The organism is Corynebacterium haematomassiliense, from assembly GCF_013978595.1.
In the GTDB taxonomy this organism is placed as follows: Bacteria; Actinomycetota; Actinomycetes; order Mycobacteriales; family Mycobacteriaceae; genus Corynebacterium; species Corynebacterium lehmanniae.
The window spans coordinates 202,948-219,971 of record NZ_JACDTZ010000001.1 but is presented as its reverse complement, the minus strand read 5'-3'; the positions used below and the strand labels follow the sequence as shown (position 1 = coordinate 219,971).

Genomic DNA, 17,024 nt, shown 5'->3' with positions numbered 1-17,024 from the left:
ATGCGTGTTTAGCGCGCGCCGGCGCTGTCGGCGGAATCGCCTGCGGCGGCACCGTCCTCGTCGGCCTCCGGCAGCTCGTCGTTATAGATGTTGATGTGGGCGTTTTCCATCATCCACGCCGCCAGGGTGTCCTGGACGTCGGCGCCGCCCTCGATGTCCTCGACCATCTCCTCCAGCGACTTGGTGGAAATGACGCGGGTGATGAAGTTCAAGCGGTTGATCTCGCCGCGGTCGAAACCGGACTTGTCGAACAGCGGGATGATGTTCTGCGGCAGCTCACCGGAACGCCCGCAGCTTTGCGCCGGCGAAGGATCCACGGTCCGCAGGGTGCTGGGCAGGCCCGCGATGGCTTGGTCGTAGACCACGTCCGAGAACCCGGCCGGCTCCTCCTTCGCTTCTTTCTTCAGGCGTTTGGCGGCCTCCACGTCGGTTTCCTCCACGAGGCGGCCGGTGCAGGTCACCACGAAGTCCACCGGCGTTTCCTTCAGCACGCGCAGCGTGTCGCCCGCCGAGAAATCGGCGGCGGTGACGCTAGTGGGACGGCCCAGCTGCTGCAGCACGCGGCTGTAAATCTCGCCCAGGACGCGCTGCTCCGGGTCGTCGGCGTCGATGCCGATCGCGATCGGTTCCTTGCTGGTGCTCTTCTGTCCGAGCGCGGCGCACCCGGACAGCGTGATCGCGCACACGGAAAGTGCCGCCAGGGCGCGGGTGTGTCTACGCATTAGGCTGCGACGTGTCGTCGATAGGCAATTGGCCCGCGATGAGGTCGCGCGCCTGCGGGGCGGCATCCGGCTCGCACAGCACGTCGTAGTGGCCCGCCACGATCGCCGTCGCCGAAGAGAAGTCGCGCTTGCCGCCCGTGAACGCGTAGGCCACCGCCGCGAAAATCACGCCGAAGATCGCGCCGAGGATCAGCGTGGTGGTAAACGTCACCCAGCCCGAGCCCGGCTCCGTGAACACCGAGAGGATCAGGCCCAAAAACAGGCCCATCCACAGGCCGGAAAGCGCGCCGGTGCCCAGCACCTTGCCCCAGGTCAGGCGGCCGGTGATCTTCTCCACCTGCATGAGATCCACGCCCACGATGGACAGCTTCTCCACCGGGAACTCCCGGTCAGAAAGCGCATCCACCGCGGCTTGAGCCTCCGCGTACGTTTTGAAGCTGCCGACAGGCCAGCCCGTGGGAACCTCGCGCGCGGGCACGCGAGACGAGTTGCTCATGGGATTTGTCATGCCCACCAGTGTATCCGTTCGACCGCGAGGCACCGTTATACTGCAGGGCAACATGGCTACTGAACACAACATCACAGAGCAGGACGTCCTCGCCGCACTCGAGCGCGTGGAGGACCCCGAGATTGGCAAGCCCATCACCGAGCTGGACATGGTGGAATCCGTGCGCATTGACGGCGCGGACGTGGCCGTGGGCATCTACCTGACCATCGCCGGCTGCCCGATGCGCGACACCATCGAAGACAACACACGCGCCGTGTTGGAGGAACTCGACGGCGTCGGCGACGTCACCGTCACCCTGCACACCATGAGCGACGAGCAGCGCCGGGCACTGGCGCTGAAGCTGCGCGGCGAGCAGACCGGGCCCGCGATCCCCTTCGCCGACCCGGACACGCGCACCCGCATCTTCGCCGTCGCCTCCGGCAAGGGCGGCGTGGGCAAATCCTCCATGACCGTGAACCTGGCCACCGCGCTGGCCGCGCAGGGCCTGAGCGTGGGCGTGGTGGACGCGGACATCTACGGCCACTCCGTGCCCGGCCTGATGGGCTCGGCGGAGAAGGGCCCCACGGTTGTCGACGAGATGATCATGCCGCCGATCGCCCACGGCGTGCGCCACATCTCCGTGGGCCAGTTCGTCGAAGGCAACGCGCCGATCGTGTGGCGCGGGCCCATGCTCACCCGCGCGATCCAGCAGTTCCTCGCCGACGTGTACTGGGGCGACCTAGATGTGCTGTTCATGGACCTGCCGCCCGGCACCGGCGACGTGGCCATCACCGTCGCACAGCTCGTGCCTAACGCGGAGCTGCTCATCGTGACCACCCCGCAGGCCGCGGCCGCCGAGGTGGCCGAGCGCGCAGGCACGATCGCGCAGCAGACGGACCAGAAGATCGCCGGCGTCATCGAGAACATGGCCGGCATGACCATGCCCGACGGCACCGTCATGAATATCTTCGGCGAGGGCGGCGGCGAGCAGGTCGCCGAGCGCCTGACCCAGCTCACGGACTCCGACGTGAAGCTGCTCGGCTCCATCCCCCTGGACCCGAAGCTGCGCGAGCACGGCGACACCGGCACCCCCGTCACCATCTCCGAGCCGGACTCCCCCGCCGCGAAGGCCATCCAGGCGGTGGCGGATCAGCTGAAGGTGCGCCGCGAGTCGCTCGCCGGCAAGAGCCTCAACCCGCAAGTTAAGTGATGTCCTCCCAGGAGAAGCTCCTGCCTTTCGACGGCCGCTCCGCCTGATCCCGCCCCGGCCGCTCCTGCGGCGCAGGCTGGCTCTGCTGCGACTGCGCTGAACGCGGTCCGGAGCGGGTGGGTTCCGGCTCTGATTGCGCCGTGCCTGCCTCGTCTTCGAACAGCACCTTCGCCATCGCGCGGCGCGGGCCCATCGCCGCGTACTGGGAGACGGTGTTGATGGGCTTTTTAAACTCTTCGAATTCGCCCAGCTCCCCGTTGAGCTCGGCCTTGGCGTTGTTGATCGCCTTCTTCGCGGCGTAGATCGCCGCGCGCACATCCTCCACGACAGACGGCAGGCGTTCGGGCCCGATCACGATGAGCCCGATGATCAGGATGAAGAAAATCTCGCCCCAGCCGATGTTGGAAAACACCTACAACACCCTACTCCCCGCGGCGCTTCAGCGCGCCCAGAGCCGACTGCAGCGCCGCGCCGAGGTTGGTGCCGAGGTCAGTGGCCAGCTTCCTGCCCCGACCGCGCGGACCCGGCGCCTCCCCCACCCCGTCGAGGTCCTCGGCGCACATGCCCGCCAGGCGCTCCACCAGCGACACCGGGGCGTGCACGCTGGAGTTATCCACCACGCGAAGCCGGTTCGCGGCGCGGCGCTGGGCGTCGACCTCGGCGCTGCACTCCTCGCAATCCTCCAAGTGGCGGGCGGCGCGACGGAACGCCGCATCTGACAGCTCGCCGTCCACGAAGGCGGCGACCGCCTCCGGGTTCAGGTGGTCGGTGGAGTTGAATTCGCGTTTGGACATTGACATCACGTCGCTTGTTAGCGGGTGCGGATGAGTTCCTTCGCGTGCGCGTCGTCAAGCGCCTGCTTCTCCAGCGACTCCCGCAACTGCGCGCGCCCGCGGTGGATGCGGGAGCGCACCGTGCCCATCTTCACCCCAAGGGTGTCGCCGATTTCCTCGTAGGTCATGCCCATCACGTCACAGAGCACGACGGCGACGCGGAAATCCGGCGCGAGATCGTCCAGCGCGCGCTGCAGCGCCGGGTCCAGGTTGGCCACGTTGTAGGCCTCCTCCGGCGTCATGTCAGTGCCGGGCACGCGCTCGTAGTCCTCCGGCAGCGCCTCCATGCGGATCTTCGCGCGGCGGCGCACCATGTCCAAAAACAGGTTGGTGGTGATGCGGTGCAGCCAGCCCTCGAAGGTGCCGGGCTGGTAGTTCTTCAGGCTGCGGAACACGCGCATGAAGGTCTCCTGCGTCAGGTCCTCCGCGTCGTGCTGGTTGCCGGAGAGGCGGTAGGCAAGGCGGGAGACGCTGTCGGCGTGTTCCTGCACCAGCTCCGACCAGGTGGGCATTGCCCCCTCGCCTGCGTCGAACGCGGCAGTGCCGGACAGCTGGCTTTCCTCAGAGGTCATAACGGACAGTGTTCCAGACCGACCTTTCGGAATCCAGCGCGTCTCCTGTGAGCTCCCTGGACACATGCGCCCCGCTATGATTGCGCGTGTGAGTGAGACTGCGTTTACCCAACTGAGCACCTACATCGACTCCCGACGGGACCACCTGCCGGATGAGGTGGGCGAAGCGCTCGCCCGCGCCCGCGAGGACGCCGAGGAAAACGGCGTGCCGGTTCCGAGCCAGGTCGTGGGCGATTTGCTGTCCGTGCTGGCGGCGGGCAACGAGGCCTCCCAGGGCGCGGTCGCGGTGACCCCGGCCGCGGGTGTTGCGGGCCTGCACATCCTCGCCGGCCTGCGCGAGAAAGCAACCCTGACCTGCATTGAGCCGGAGGCGGCGCTGCAGGCGGGCGCGAAAGAGGCGTTCCGCGCCGCGGGCTTTGCGCCGTCGCGCGTGCGTTTCCTCACCTCCCGCCCGCTCGATGTGATGGGGCGCCTGGCCACCGGCGCGTACCAGCTCATCTACGCCGACGTCTCCGCCGTGGAGCTGCGCCCGCTCATCGACGCCGCGTGGCCCCTGCTCGCCCCCAGCGGCACGCTCGTCATCGCGGGCTCGCTTCTCGACGGCACCGTGGCCGACCCCACCCGCCGCGACCGCGACACTGAAGCCGCGCGCGAGGCGGACGCCTACGTCGATACGCTTGCGCTCGAAGATGCGGCCCTTGCGCGCCTGCCTCTCGACGGCGGGCTGACGCTTCTGACCAAGCGCCGCTAAATTACCTCGCTCTTGCCCACGCACACCACGCCGTTGTCGGAGACGGTGAAACGCTCCCCGTCTCGCTGCGCGTCCACGCCGATGGTCTCGCCGTCGGAGACGTAGACGTTCTTATCCAGGATGCAGTGGCGCACCACCGCGCCCTTGCCCACGCGCACGCCCGGCATCAGCACTGAGCCTTCCACGGTGGCGCCTTCCTCCACGCGGACGTCGGTAGATAGCACCGAGTTGCGCACCGTCGCCCCCGAAATGATGGAGCCGGACGCCACGATCGACTCCTGCGCGATGCCGCCCATGACAAACTTCGCCGGAGGCAGGTTGTCCTCCTCCGTCGCGTGGATCGGCCACGCCTTGTTGTAGAGGTTGAACACCGGATGCGAGGAAATCAGGTCCATGTGGGCCTCGTAGAACGAGTCCACGGTGCCGACGTCGCGCCAGTAGCCGCGGTCGCGCTCGGTGGCACCCGGGACCTCGTTGCGCGAGAAGTCGTACACGTTCGCCTCGCCCTGGGCCACGAAGTACGGGATGATGTCGCCGCCCATGTCGTGGGCGGAGTCCTCGTTCTGCTCGTCTTCCAGCAGCGCCTGGATCAGCGCCTCGGTGGAGAAGCAGTAGTTACCCATGGACGCGAATGTGGTCTCCGGGTCGTCGGGGGTACCCGGCGGGTCCGACGGCTTCTCCAGGAACTCGGTGATCGTGCCGTCGTCGTCCGCCTGGATGCAGCCGAACGCGTGCGCCTCCGAGCGCGGCACGCGGATGCCGGCGACCGTGGCGGCCTTGCCCGAGGCGATATGGTCCTCCACCATCTGGGACGGGTCCATGCGGTAGACGTGGTCCGCGCCGAAGACCAGCACGTAGTCCGGCGCGTCGTCGTAGATCAGGTTCAGCGACTGCACAATCGCGTCCGCCGAGCCCGAGTACCAGCGCTTGCCGCGGCGCTGCTGCGCCGGCACCGACGCGATGTACTGCTGCGTCGGGCCGGAGACGTTCCACGCGGTGGCCACGTGGCGGTCCAGCGAGTGGGACTTGTACTGGGTCAGCACCGCGATGCGCATGTAGCCCGCGTTGACCAGGTTGGACAGGACGAAATCGATGAGACGGTAGTTGCCGCCGAACGGCACGGCGGGCTTGGCACGGTCAGCGGTCAGCGGAAACAGGCGCTTGCCCTCACCGCCGGCCAGTACGATGGCGAGAACTCGAGGCTGGCTTTTCATGACAGCTAGGCTAATGAGAATTTCAGGTCCCTGCAGGGAATCGCGCGCGTAAGTAGGCTCGGCGGTCATGAAAGTCGGAATGTTCACCCGCGAATACCCGCCGGAGGTCTACGGCGGCGCCGGCGTCCACGTCACCGAGCTGACGCGCTTCATGCGCGACATCGTCGACGTGGACGTGCACTGCATGGGCGCACCCCGCGACGCGGAAGGCGTTTATGTCCACGGCGTCGACCCCGCGTTGGAGGACGCCAACGGGGCAATCAAGACACTGTCCACCGGCCTGCGCATGGCGGACGCCGCCGCCGGGCTGGACGTGGTGCACTCCCACACCTGGTACGCGGGCCTCGGCGGGCACCTGGCCGGCCAGCTGCACGAGATCCCCCACGTGGTCACCGCCCACTCCCTGGAGCCGGACCGCCCCTGGAAGCGCGAGCAGCTCGGCGGCGGCTACAACGTCTCCTCCTGGTCGGAGAAGAACGCCTTCGAGTACGCCGATGCGGTCATCGCGGTTTCCGCCGGCATGAAGGAGGCAGTCCTGCGGGCCTACCCGCGTATCGACGCTTCTAAAGTCCACACCGTCTTAAACGGCATCGACCCGCAGAAGTGGTACCCCGACTCCGGCACCATCGCCGAGGAGCTTGGAGTGGACACGGACAAGCCCGTCGTGGCGTTCGTCGGGCGCATCACCCGCCAAAAGGGTGTGGCCCACCTACTCAAGGCGGCCCAAGCCTTCGACGAGGACATCCAGCTCATCCTTTGCGCCGGGGCCCCGGACACCAAGGAGATAGCGGCGGAGACCGAAGGGCTCGTCGAAAAGCTGAAGGCGTCGCGCGACGGCGTGTTCTGGATCCAGGAAATGATGCCGCCGGAGAAGGTGCGCGAGGTGTACTCGCTGGCGGACGTGTTCGTCTGCCCGTCCATCTACGAGCCGCTGGGCATTGTGAACCTCGAAGCGATGGCGTGCGAAACCGCCGTGGTAGCCTCGCGCGTCGGCGGCATCCCGGAGGTCGTCGTCGACGGCGAAACCGGCGTGCTGGTGGACTACGATGCCAACGACACCGCGGGCTTCGAAGCCGCCTTCGCCGAAGCCGTCAACGCCGTCGCAGGCGATAGCGAGCGCGCCGCCGCGATGGGCGCGGCCGGGCTCAAGCGGGCCAAAACCGACTTTTCCTGGGCAACCATCGCGCAAGAGACCGTAGAGATTTACAAGGGGCTGAACAGATGACCGTTTACCGTCCGGAACTGCACGTCACCGCCGAGCGCGGCATCCTCGAAGGCCCCGCCGGCATCTACCGCACCGGGGCTGCATCCGAGCGCGTCTGGAACATGTTCTACCAGTACCGCCCCACCCCCGACGCGCCCAGCCGCTGGGGCCACCAGCAAAGCGAAGAAGACCCGTTTAGCTGGGTGGACTGCAACGACGTCATCGTGCCCGTCGGCGGCGAAATCGCCGTCCGCGCAGGCAGCGTCTCCCCCGCAGGCGACGGCGTGGACCTGTACTTCACCTCCGCCACCGCGGCCGGCAACACGATCCAGGTCGCGCACGTGCCGCACGTCGACGAGCTGTGCTCCGACCTCGACGAGGACACCGACCTGGACGTTTCCGCGGCCGCGTCCCGCCTCGGCGCCGTCGTCGAAGACGTCGCCGGCGTGAGTAACTTCCGCTCCCCCTGCGTCGTTCCCGATTGGGACGCCGACACCGACCGCGACGACGCCCACGACGGCTGGCTCATGCTCGCCGTCTCCGGGCCCGAAACCGCGCCGAAGCCAGTCGTGCTCACCTCCGAGGACGGCCGCGACTGGAAACTCGAAGGCGTCCTCGAGTTCGAAGGCGAGACCGGCTTCGACCTCGACGCCTCCCTCGTCGCCCCGCGCATCGTGCGCCTGCGCGACGAAGTGGACGGCCAGATCCGCGACGTTTTGTTTGCCACCCTCGAGCGCGACGGCAAAGACACCGCCGTCTACGCCGTCGGCGAACTGCGCGGCAATGTCTTCCGCGTGGACACCCCGTTCACCATCGTTGACCACGGCCACGACTTCACCCGCCCCCGCAACACCACCTACAACCTGGTGGAAACAGCGAAGCTGTACGAGCGCGCCTACCTCTACGGGTTCATGACCAACACCGACCGCGCCGGCGACCCCACCCAAGAACCCAACTGGGACGCCGAAGGCTGGGCCAACGCCCTGACCCTGCCGCGCCGCGTCACCCTGCAGGGCGGCCGCCTCTACCAGGTGCCCGCCCCGGGACTTCCGGACGCCGTGGACAGCACCGACCGCGCCCGCATGTGGGCCGGGCTGTGCGAGGTCGCGCCGGGCTCCTCCGTCGTCGTGGAAGTTCTGGACGGAAACGGCGAGCCGGGCGTGGTGATCACCCACTCCGGCGACCAGATCACCCTCGACCGCCTCGACGGCTCCCCCGCCACCGCCGCGCTCAACGACGAGGACGAGGACAACATCACCGTCATCGTCGACGGCTCCACCATCGAGGTCTACGCCGGCGGCGGCAGCGTGGTCATGTCCTCGCGCGTGTGGCTCGACGGCGGCTGCTCCGGCATCCGCACCCGCGCCCACGACGGCGCGGAAATCCACTCCGAGTGGCGCCGCGGCTACGTGCGCTAAGGCGGTTTTAGGCCTTGCGCATGCGGATCAGCTGCGCGCGAGCCGTGACTTTCATCTGCTCCGGCAGCTCCGCGAGGCGGGCCTGAAGCGTCTCTTTGTCCAAGTGGCGCGCCGACGGGCTCATGCCCACCTGGGCGGCGATGGCGTCGCGCTCCAGCAGCATCGGGAACTCGATGAGCTCGGGCTCCGCCGCGGGGACCAGGTGGCCCTCGGACTGGGCGATGAGGCGCTCGACCTTGCCCTCCTCGACGCCGAGGATGCCCAACGGCTCGCGCAGCTCGTCCAGGTGGCCCTGGTCGGCGACGAGCATGACGGCCTCGCCGCCGTCCACAAGCACGCGCGCGAACTCCGCCGGGTTACGCGGCGCGAACACCACCGATAAAGCGTGCACGGAGCCGGTGCGGATGGGCAGCTGCTCCCACACGTCCGCCACCACAGCGCCCACGCGCGGGTGTGCCTTCGCCAGGTGCTTCGCGGCCGGCACGGACACGTCCAGGCCAACACCGCGCGCGCCCGCGATCAGGTCCAGGGTGTGGGCCAGGTAGTAGCCGGTGCCGGCGCCGGCCTCCATGATCACCGGGTTGTCCGCGTCGCCGGCGGCGCGCTCCACAACGTCTGCGAGCGCGTCGGAGACTGCCTCCACGAACGGCGCGAAGTGGCCGTTGGACAGAAACGTCTCGCGGGAGTTGACCATCTCCAGCGAGTCACCCTCGTGCCCGATGCCCTTGCCGGCGGCGAGGGTGACGTAGCCCTGCTTGGCCACGTCATAAGAATGCCCCGATTCGGAGACGAGACGGGAAAAGTCGTCTTCGCCCCGAAGCGGGGTCAGGTCTGCCGGGTCGGCGAGCACGTCCACAATGTCGTTGAGCATGTGGCGATACTACCGCGTTCGGCGCGTTAGGCTTCTGCGGCCTCCGTGAGCAGTCGGCCGAGCTCGCCGGCCTCCTCCTTGGACAGCTCCACCACGAGGCGGCCGCCGCCGTCGGACGGGATACGCATCACGATCTTGCGGGACTCCTCCACCGCTTCCATCGGGCCACTGCCGGTACGCGGCTTCATTGCTGCCATTCGTCTACGCTCCTTTTACTTCGCGATAGTTGACGTAGGCGATTCTACCTGAGCATCCTGCCTCTCGACGGGCCCAAGGTTGCCGCCGGCCAACTGCTCCAGCAGCGCATCCACCTGATCCATGCGGTAGCCGCGGTGCACCACTTCGAGCTGAATGTCGCCGAAGTTGCCCTCCTCCACGGCACGTCGGTTGGCCTCTTTGACGTCGGCGGTCGGCGGCATCGGCGGCTGGGCCTCGCCGCGGCCGAAGACGGAGGCGAACACGCGCACACCGATGATGCTCAGCAGCGCGAGGATGAGGATTAGCACGATCCAGGAAAGCATGACGGTTAGTTTAACCGGCAACCCAGGCGGGGCGCTCGCGGACCTGGATTTCGCCCACCCCGGCGCGCGCCAGGATCGTGCGGGAGACCACGTCCGCCATGGGCCCCAGCTGGGCCAGCGGGCGGTTGCGGTGCGTGCGCGGGCTCAACTCAACTTCAGCGATGGAGGCGGGTCCGTGGGCCGAGGCGACGTCGATAAGCAGGCCCGCCTCGACGCCGTAACCCGCGACGAACGGGAGGCGAAGGGCGGTCGAGCGGCGGATGGCGTACTCGCCGGCGAGCGGCTGGCGGATGTGCGCGAGCTGCGGGAACAACGCGCGCAGCAGCGGCTTGGCGGTCAGTTCGGTGACGCGGCCGCCGGCGCGGGCGCGCTCGTAGGAGGCTTTGACCAGGTGGACGCTGTCGTCGCTGAAGGGTTCGGCGAGCGCGTCGACCCACCACGGCTCGAGCGAGGTCACGTCCGCGTCCACGAAGACCACGACGTCGCCGGCGGCCGCCTTCACCCCGCGCCACAGCGCCTCGCCTTTGCCCTCCCACGGCTCGCGGGGGTCCACCTCGCGCCACGGCACCACCCGCGCGCCCGCCTCCGCCACGAGTGTGGCGGTGGCGTCGGTGGAGTCCGGGTCGATCACCAGCACTTCGTCGGCGTGCGATGCCAGACACTTCTCGACGACCCCCGCCACCGTCGCTTCCTCATTCAACGCAGGAATGACCACGCTGACCCTCACGCGAGCCCCCGAACGGTGTGAAGCGGGGCCATCTCGCCCTGGATGGCGGCGGTCATGCGGATCACATCGAGTGTGGCCTCCACTTCGTGCACGCGGAAGGCCGCCACCCCGCGCGCGGCCGCCCACGCAGTCGCGGCGAGGGTGCCGGGGACGCGCTCGGTGATGTCCGCGCCGTTGAGGCCGCGGTTTAGCGTCTCGCCGACAAAGTCCTTGTTCGACAGCGCCATCAGCACCGGCCAGCCCGTGGCCACGAGCTCGTCCACGCGGCGCAGCAGCTCCAGGCCGTGGTAGGTGTTCTTGCCGAAGTCGTGGGTGGGGTCGATGAAGATGCGCTCCTCCGGCACACCCAGCGACGCGGCGCGCTCGGCTAGCGCCGTGGTTTCGGCGATGACGTCGGCGACCACGTCGTAGTAGTGCACCCGGTGCGGGCGGGTGCGCGGGGTGATCCCGCCGGTGTGCGAGCAGACGTAGCCCACCCGATGCTGTCCGGCGACCTCCACCAGCTCCGGGTCGAAGCCTGCCCACGTGTCGTTGATCAGGTCCGCGCCGGCGGCGATCGCGGCCTCGGCCACGGGCGCGCGCCACGTGTCCACGCTCAACGTCACGTCCGGGTGGCGTCCGCGCGCGGCGGCGATCAGCGGCACCACGCGGTCGATTTCCTCGGCCACGGACACGTCGTCGCCCGGCCCGGCCTTGACGCCGCCGATGTCGATGATGCTGGCTCCGGCGGACACGGCACCGTCGATACGCAAAAGTGCTTTCTCGGAGGCGAACGTCGCGCCCTTGTCGTAGAACGAGTCGGGCGTGCGGTTGACAATCGCCATCACTTCGGCGAGCGGCTTACTCATCCTTGAGGCGCTGATCCGTCATCACCTTGTGCTTATCCACGATGTGCGCCACCGCCTCGTCGACGGAGTCGGTGACCAAAAAGAGCTTCTCGTCGCCCGGCGAAATCAGCCCGCGGCCCAGCAGCTGCTCCTCAATCCACGACACCAGGCCCGACCAGAACTCGGTGCCCATCAGCACGATCGGGAAGTTGGTCACCTTGCCGGTTTGCACCATGCACAGCACCTCGAAGACCTCGTCCATCGTGCCGAAACCGCCCGGCAGCGCAATAAACGCCTGCGAGTACTTCAAAAACATGGTCTTGCGGGCGAAGAAGTAGCGGAAGTTCAGGCCCAGATCCACCCAGTCGTTCAGGCCCTGCTCGAACGGCAGCTCGATGCCCAGGCCCACCGACAGGCCGTCGGCGTTGTGCGCGCCGCGGTTCGGCCCCTCCATCAGCCCAGGCCCGCCGCCGGTGATCACCGCGTAGCCGGCCTCCACGAGCGCCCTGCCCACGTCGTAGGACAGCTGGTACTCCTCCGTGCCCTCCCCCAGGCGCGCCGAACCGAACACCGTGACGGCCTTCGGCATTTCGCTCAGCGCGTCGAAACCTGCGACGAACTCGCTCTGGATGCGCATCACGCGCCACGGGTCCTCGTGACGCCACTGACTGTCCGCGTGCCCGAACGCCTCAAGCAGGCGCTGGTCGAACGTGGACGCCTGGTGGTCCGAACCGCGCAACGCGATCGGGCCGCGCAACTTCCGGTCGCGCTCCGGGCGGGGAATGTTCAGCGGGGCCATTAACTACTCGCTTTCGTTGACGCTCAAATACGACAGCAGCTGCTCGAAGACCTGCGTGATCTGGTCCGTCGGGCACTGCTCGTCCTTCTTGTGGGCAAAACCAGGGTCGCCGGGGCCGAAGTTGACCGCGGGAACTCCCAGGCTAGAAAAGCGCGCCACGTCCGTCCATCCGAACTTCGCGCGGAATTTCCCGCCCACAGCCTTGACTAGGCCGGCGGCCACGGGGTCGCCCAGGCCGGGAAGGGCGGCCGGGGAGATGTCGTCGTAGGTCAGCGTGAGCCCGTCCTCAAGCGAAAGCGCTTCCTCGAGGTGCGCCTTGGCGTCCTCGACGGAGCGGTCCGGCGCGTAGCGGAAGTTCACGATCAGCCGCGCGTGGTCCGGGATGGTGTTGGTGGCCACGAAACCCTCCAGGCCGACCACGTTGAGGCCCTCGCGGTACTCGCAGCCGTCGATCTCCACCGCGCGCGGTTCGTAGGCGGCGATGCGCGTGAGCACCCCGGCCAGATCGTGCGCCGCGTTGTGGCCCAGCCAGCTGCGGGCGGAGTGGGCGCGGGTGCCTGCCGCGTCCACGAACACACGGATGGAGCCCTGGCAGCCGGCCTCGATGATGCCGCCGGACGGCTCGCCGAGCAGCGCGATGTCGCCCTCGAGCCACTCCGGGTTGTCGCGCTCCAGGTGGTGCAGGCCGTTGTACTCCTGCGCGACCTCCTCGCCCTCGTAGGCGATCACGGTCAGGTCGTGGACGGATTTGCCCGGCTCGGCCAGGCGCGCGAAGGCTGCCAGGTAGCAGGCCATGCCGGATTTCATGTCGACGGACCCGCAGCCGTGCAAGGTGCCGTCGAGAAGCTTGTGCGGGGTGTTGTCCGCGAGCGGGACGGTGTCAATGTGCCCGGCCAGGACCACCCTCGAGCCCAGGCCGAAGTTCGTGCGCGCCACCACCGTGTTGCCAAAGCGCGCAACCTCCGCGTGCTCGAGGCCGCGCAGCGCGTTCTCGACGGCGTCCGCGATCGCCTCCTCATGGTGCGAGGGCGACTCGATGTCCACGAGCGCCGCAGAAAGTGCAATTGGGTCGGCGAAGAGATCTAAGGAAGTCACACGGCGATCCTACGTTTAGACTCGCAGCCATGTCTCAAGGAGCGCGCGCCGTCGGAATCGCCAACATCGCCATGAACGGCACCGTGCTGGACACCTGGTTCCCGTCGCCGGAGCTATTGCCTATCGACGCCACCTCCGGCACCCACCGCGTCAGCGCCCACGAACTCACCCCGAAGTTTCTGAAACTTATTGGCGCGGACCACGACCGGCTGGTGGAACTCGTGCCGGTGCGCACCGTCATCGCGGACTTAGACGCACCACCCATCGACGCGCACGACGTGTTTTTGCGCCTGCACCTCCTGTCGCACCGCATGGTCGAGCCGCTGACGATCAACATGGACGGCGCACTGGACCTGTTGCAGCCGGTGGTGTGGACCAACAAAGGCCCGTGTTTGGCGGACAACTTCGAAACCGTGCGCACAAACCTGCGGGCGCGCGGGCTGATTCACGTCTACGGCATCGACCGGCTGCCGCGCATGGTCGACTACGTCGTGCCGTCCGGGGTGACCATCGCCGAGGCCGAGCGCGTACGGCTGGGGGCGTATCTGGCCGAGGGGACGTCCGTGATGCGCGAAGGCTACGTGTCCTACAACGCCGGCACGCTGGGGCCGGCGCGGCTGGAGGGGCGTTTGTCGTCGTCTGTGGTGGTCGGCGGCGGGACCGACCTGTCGCTGTCGTCGGCGCTGATGGCGTCAAGGGTGAGCGAGCACGAGCGCGCGCCGATGCGGGTCGGGCGGGACTGCCGGCTACACCCGTCCGCCGGTGTGATCGGGGTGGATTTGGGCGACCGGTGCGAAATCGGCGTCGGCGTGATGCTCGAACCGGACACCATGGTCTTCGACGTCGAAGCCGGCGCGCAGGTGCCCGCAAAGATAATCGCCGGGCGCGACGACCTGCGCATCGAACACGAACCGTTTTCCACCTCGCCGGTGGTGCGGCGGCGCACTTTAGACGTCGATTAGCGCAAAAATGCGGAATATAATGCCGTTGACTCAATAGCTTGCGTTTAAGGTGTTCGACATGTCGACACCAGTTTCCCCCGTCGCGGACTCCACCGCGCTCGCTCGCGGACTGAAGACACGCCACCTGACCATGATGGGCCTCGGCTCCGCCATCGGCGCCGGCCTGTTCCTGGGCACCGGCGTGGGCATCGCAGCCGCCGGGCCGGCCGTGCTGATCGCGTACGTCATCGCCGGATTCATCACCGTCTGCTTCATGCAGATGCTCGCCGAGATGGTCGCCGCGCGCCCGTCCTCCGGCACGTTTTCCACCTACGCCGCCCAAGCGTTCGGGCCGTGGGCCGGGTTCACCATCGGCTGGCTGTACTGGTTCATGATGATCATGATCATGGCGGTGGAAATCACCGGCGCCTCCGCCATCGTCGCCGCCTGGTTCGGCATCTCGCCGTGGATCCCGGCGCTGGTGGCCATCGTGGCGTTCACCGTGGTCAACTTCTCCGCAGTGAAAAACTTCGGCGAGTTCGAGTTCTGGTTCGCCCTGATCAAGGTCGCCGTCATCGTCGCGTTCTTGATCATCGGCGTGGCACTGTGGCTCGGGCTGCTGCCCGCCAGCGGATTCGTGGGGCTGAGCAACGTCGGCGAGGTCGGCTTCATGCCCAACGGCTGGTCCGGCGTGGCCACCGCGCTGCTGGCCGTGGCGTTCGCGTTCGGCGGCATCGAGCTGGTCACCGTCGCCGCCGCCGAATCCGAGGACCCGCAGGCGGGCGTGCACTCCGCCATCCGCTCGATCATCTGGCGCATCTCCGTGTTCTACATCGGCTCCGTGCTGCTCATCGTGCTGCTTTTGCCTTTCGACGAGATCGGCGGCGCCGACTCCGCCGCCGACTCCCCCTTCACCGCCGTGCTCGAACTGGCCAACATCCCGGGCGCCGTCGGCATCATGGAAGCCGTCATCGTGGTGGCGCTGTTGTCCGCCTGCAACACCCAGATCTACGGCTCCTCGCGCTTTCTGCAGAACCTCGCCGTGCGCGGCGACGCCCCCGCCTCCTTCGCCCGCACCGACGCCCGCGGCGTGCCCATGCGCGCCGTCATCGTCTCCGTCGCTTTCGGGTTCGCCGCCGTGGCCCTGCAGTACTGGAACCCGCCAGGGCTGCTTGCGTTTTTGCTCAACGCGGTCGGCGGCTGCCTGATCGTGCTGTGGATCGTCGTCGCTCTGTCGTTCGTGCGACTGCATCCGAAGCTAGTGGCTACCGGCGAAATCACCGAGGTCCGCATGTGGGCGCCGGCCGTCCTGCCGTGGGTCATGATTGCCCTCGCCGCAGGCGTCATTGCGCTGATGCTGGCTGACGCGGACGGGCGCTTCCAGATGCTCGCGGTCGCCGTCGTCGTCGGCGTCATCGCCATCGCCGGCGCGATCCACCAAAACGTGCACAAGAATAGGGGCGCCTGATGACCGGAGGAACGTCGACAAGCAATAGCGATCTGGGCTCCGGCCTGAAATCGCGTCACCTCACCCTCATGGGGCTCGGCACCGCCGTGGGCGCCGGGCTGTTCCTCGGCGTCGGCGTGGGCATTCGCGCCGCCGGGCCCGCGATCCTTGTCGCGTACGCGATTGCCGGGCTGATCGTCATCGCAGTGATGCGCATGCTCGGCGAAATGGCCGCCGCGCACCCCTCCTCCGGCTCGTTTGCCACCTACGGACGCATGGCGTTCGGCCACTGGGCCGGGTTCCTGCTCGGCTGGATCTACTACTTCCTGCTCATCATGGCGTGCGGCGCCGAACTCACCGGCGCCTCCGCCATGATGGCCGGCTGGTTCGGCGTGCCGCAATGGGTGCCCGGGCTTGTCGTCGTGGTGGTGCTCACCGCCGTGAACCTTGCCCAGGTCAAGGGCTTCGGCGAGTTCGAGTACTGGTTCGCCATGATCAAAATCGCCGTCATCCTGGGCTTCTTGGTCATCGGCGTGCTGCTGTGGGCCGGGGTGCTGCCCGCCAGCGACTTCGTCGGCTTCGAGCACGTGCGCGAATCCGGCTTCGCCCCCAACGGCATCGCCGGCATCGCCGCCGGGCTGCTCGCGGTGGCGTTCGCGTTCGGCGGCATTGAGGTGGTCACCATCGCCGCCGCCGAATCCGAGAATCCCTCCGACAACGTCAAGCGCGCCGTCAACTCGATTATTTGGCGCATCGCGCTGTTCTACATCGGCTCGGTGACTGTGATCATCCTGCTGCTGCCGTACGCCGCCATCGACGGCGCGGACTCCGCCGCCGACTCGCCGTTCACGGCCGTTTTGGAAATGGCCAACATCCCGGGCGCCGCCGCGCTCATGGAGGTCGTGATCGTCCTCGCGCTTCTGTCCGCGTTCAACGCGCAGATCTACGGCACCTCGCGCCTGGGATACCAGCAGGCGCTCGAGGGCGACGCGCCTGCGTGGATGGCGCGCACCAACACCGCCGGCGTGCCGCGCAACTCCGTGCTCATCTCCGTGTTCTTCGCATTCGTGGCGGTGGGCCTGCAGTGGTGGAACCCGCCGGGGATGATCGACTTCATCATGTCCGCCACCGGCGGCTGCCTCATCGTCACCTGGATCATGATCACACTGAGCTTCATCAAACTCCACCCGCGCATCCGTTCTTCCGCGGTGCGTGTGCGCGGCGCGTCGTGGGTGCCGTGGGTGACCCTGGCGGCGCTTGTGGGGCTGACGGTGCTCATGCTTTTCGACGATGCTTCGCGCTCCCAAGTCATCAGCGTCAGCGTCCTGTCGTTGATCCTGGTCGCCATGTCCTTCCTCACCCGAAACCGGGGTGCCGTAAGGTAA

The 17,024-nt window shown here is 67.7% G+C and carries 20 protein-coding genes; 7 read left to right on the top strand and 13 right to left on the bottom strand.

The genetic code is table 11. The features are described 5' to 3' along the window. Positions 1-8 precede the first annotated feature (8 nt). Together H0193_RS01125 and H0193_RS01120 are read right to left on the bottom strand one after the other, a co-directional pair. Positions 9-722 carry a hypothetical protein gene (locus H0193_RS01125; protein ID WP_181888187.1) on the bottom strand — a complete coding sequence of 238 codons (714 nt, stop codon included), beginning with the start codon at positions 720-722 and terminating at the stop codon, positions 9-11. Beyond that, positions 715-1,230: a YflT domain-containing protein gene (locus H0193_RS01120; RefSeq protein ID WP_181888186.1), complete on the bottom strand. Its 516-nt coding sequence runs from the start codon at positions 1,228-1,230 to the stop codon at positions 715-717. The genes H0193_RS01125 and H0193_RS01120 overlap by 8 nt, the downstream gene beginning before the upstream one ends. Positions 1,231-1,282: 52 nt before the next feature. Between H0193_RS01120 and H0193_RS01115 the strand changes: the two genes are divergently transcribed. Next, entirely contained in the window at positions 1,283-2,419 is a 1,137-nt protein-coding gene (locus H0193_RS01115) for an Mrp/NBP35 family ATP-binding protein (RefSeq protein ID WP_181888185.1), read from the top strand. Here H0193_RS01115 and tatB read toward each other — a convergent pair. The 3 genes from tatB to sigE are packed head-to-tail and all read right to left on the bottom strand — an operon-like array spanning position 2,412 to position 3,824. Then, entirely contained in the window at positions 2,412-2,831 is a 420-nt protein-coding gene (gene tatB / locus H0193_RS01110) for a Sec-independent protein translocase protein TatB (RefSeq protein WP_181888184.1), read from the bottom strand. The genes H0193_RS01115 and tatB overlap by 8 nt on opposite strands. A 10-nt stretch (positions 2,832-2,841) precedes the next feature. Further along, a complete protein-coding gene (locus tag H0193_RS01105; protein WP_181888183.1) occupies positions 2,842-3,213 on the bottom strand; it encodes an anti-sigma factor family protein in 372 nt (123 codons plus the stop codon). A 17-nt stretch (positions 3,214-3,230) separates the two neighbouring features. Next, a complete protein-coding gene (sigE, locus tag H0193_RS01100) occupies positions 3,231-3,824 on the bottom strand; it encodes an RNA polymerase sigma factor SigE (protein ID WP_181888182.1) in 594 nt (197 codons plus the stop codon). Positions 3,825-3,900: 76 nt separating this feature from the next. Here sigE and H0193_RS01095 point away from each other — a divergent pair, with 76 nt between their 5' ends. After that, positions 3,901-4,575 carry an O-methyltransferase gene (locus H0193_RS01095; RefSeq protein ID WP_181888181.1) on the top strand — a complete coding sequence of 225 codons (675 nt, stop codon included), beginning with the start codon at positions 3,901-3,903 and terminating at the stop codon, positions 4,573-4,575. Here H0193_RS01095 and glgC read toward each other — a convergent pair. Beyond that, the gene (glgC, locus tag H0193_RS01090; RefSeq protein ID WP_181888180.1) at positions 4,572-5,789 is read right to left on the bottom strand and encodes a glucose-1-phosphate adenylyltransferase; all 1,218 of its coding nucleotides are present in this window, start codon (positions 5,787-5,789) and stop codon (positions 4,572-4,574) included. The two genes, H0193_RS01095 and glgC, sit on opposite strands and share 4 nt — an antisense overlap. A 67-nt stretch (positions 5,790-5,856) precedes the next feature. Between glgC and glgA the strand changes: the two genes are divergently transcribed. Both glgA and H0193_RS01080 read left to right on the top strand, forming a co-directional pair. After that, positions 5,857-7,014: a glycogen synthase gene (gene glgA / locus H0193_RS01085; protein ID WP_181888179.1), complete on the top strand. Its 1,158-nt coding sequence runs from the start codon at positions 5,857-5,859 to the stop codon at positions 7,012-7,014. Next, complete coding sequence (locus tag H0193_RS01080) at positions 7,011-8,411, top strand: GH32 C-terminal domain-containing protein (protein WP_181888178.1); 1,401 nt, start codon at positions 7,011-7,013, stop codon at positions 8,409-8,411. Before glgA ends, H0193_RS01080 begins: the two co-directional genes overlap by 4 nt. 7 nt (positions 8,412-8,418) lie before the next feature. On the opposite strand, the gene H0193_RS01075 is transcribed toward H0193_RS01080, so the two are convergent. Genes H0193_RS01075 through dapE form a run of 7 tightly spaced genes read right to left on the bottom strand, consistent with a single transcriptional unit; the run spans position 8,419 to position 13,251 of the window. Next, complete coding sequence (locus H0193_RS01075) at positions 8,419-9,282, bottom strand: class I SAM-dependent methyltransferase (RefSeq protein ID WP_181888177.1); 864 nt, start codon at positions 9,280-9,282, stop codon at positions 8,419-8,421. 26 nt (positions 9,283-9,308) lie between these two features. Next, on the bottom strand, positions 9,309-9,479 hold the full coding sequence (locus H0193_RS01070; protein ID WP_070475087.1) for a DUF3117 domain-containing protein: 171 nt from the start codon (positions 9,477-9,479) through the stop codon (positions 9,309-9,311). A gap of 15 nt (positions 9,480-9,494) precedes the next feature. Then, positions 9,495-9,803 (bottom strand): cell division protein DivIVA, encoded by a 309-nt coding sequence (locus H0193_RS01065; RefSeq protein ID WP_181888176.1) that lies wholly within the window; start codon positions 9,801-9,803, stop codon positions 9,495-9,497. A 10-nt stretch (positions 9,804-9,813) separates the two neighbouring features. Further along, on the bottom strand, positions 9,814-10,530 hold the full coding sequence (locus tag H0193_RS01060; RefSeq protein WP_181888175.1) for a glucosyl-3-phosphoglycerate synthase: 717 nt from the start codon (positions 10,528-10,530) through the stop codon (positions 9,814-9,816). Then, positions 10,527-11,378, bottom strand: coding sequence for a dihydropteroate synthase (folP, locus tag H0193_RS12255; protein ID WP_236883392.1), 852 nt, complete (start codon positions 11,376-11,378; stop codon positions 10,527-10,529). Before folP ends, H0193_RS01060 begins: the two co-directional genes overlap by 4 nt. After that, on the bottom strand, positions 11,371-12,156 hold the full coding sequence (locus H0193_RS01050; protein ID WP_181888174.1) for an LOG family protein: 786 nt from the start codon (positions 12,154-12,156) through the stop codon (positions 11,371-11,373). Before H0193_RS01050 ends, folP begins: the two co-directional genes overlap by 8 nt. A 3-nt stretch (positions 12,157-12,159) precedes the next feature. Further along, positions 12,160-13,251 (bottom strand): succinyl-diaminopimelate desuccinylase, encoded by a 1,092-nt coding sequence (gene dapE / locus H0193_RS01045; protein WP_181888173.1) that lies wholly within the window; start codon positions 13,249-13,251, stop codon positions 12,160-12,162. Positions 13,252-13,280: 29 nt separating this feature from the next. Here dapE and H0193_RS01040 point away from each other — a divergent pair, with 29 nt between their 5' ends. From H0193_RS01040 to H0193_RS01030, 3 genes are read left to right on the top strand one after another with little or no spacing between them, the layout of a single operon-like run. Next, positions 13,281-14,213, top strand: coding sequence for a 2,3,4,5-tetrahydropyridine-2,6-dicarboxylate N-succinyltransferase (locus H0193_RS01040; RefSeq protein ID WP_181888172.1), 933 nt, complete (start codon positions 13,281-13,283; stop codon positions 14,211-14,213). A 58-nt stretch (positions 14,214-14,271) separates the two neighbouring features. Then, entirely contained in the window at positions 14,272-15,660 is a 1,389-nt protein-coding gene (locus H0193_RS01035) for an amino acid permease (RefSeq protein ID WP_181888171.1), read from the top strand. Then, positions 15,660-17,024: an amino acid permease gene (locus H0193_RS01030; RefSeq protein ID WP_181888170.1), complete on the top strand. Its 1,365-nt coding sequence runs from the start codon at positions 15,660-15,662 to the stop codon at positions 17,022-17,024. The genes H0193_RS01035 and H0193_RS01030 overlap by 1 nt, the downstream gene beginning before the upstream one ends.